Annotated in this window: 1 protein-coding gene; it reads right to left on the reverse strand. The window is 45.1% G+C overall.

What is annotated here, in order from left to right:
- Positions 1 to 105 precede the first annotated feature (105 nt).
- On the reverse strand, positions 106 to 326 hold a 221-nt coding region (locus ACYVTD_RS18680), incomplete at its 5' end, for a transporter substrate-binding domain-containing protein (RefSeq protein ID WP_461249081.1).

Consider the following 326-nt stretch of genomic DNA (forward strand, 5'->3'; position numbering starts at 1 on the left):
GCGCAAAGCGCAGCCGTCAAAACCGTCAATATAAACAGCAAAGAGGCCTCTGAAATTGAGACCGAATGGGAAAAAAAAGCGAGAAACGCGAAAAAAGACTGACCGCTAAAAATACCTTTCAATAATTGCCGCTATAGTACCGTCCTCGTTTAATTCGTCCAGAGCGCCGTTAATCATATCCGTAAGTTTGTCATTGTCTTTCTTCAGGCAGAAGGCGATTAATTCATCGTATAAATCCGAGTCCGCCCACGCTATTTCAAGCCCGCTGTTTTCCTTTCCCGCATAATATTTCGCGGCGATGCTGTCAGTTATTACCAAGTCCACCC

The organism is Treponema sp. R6D11, assembly GCF_054786075.1.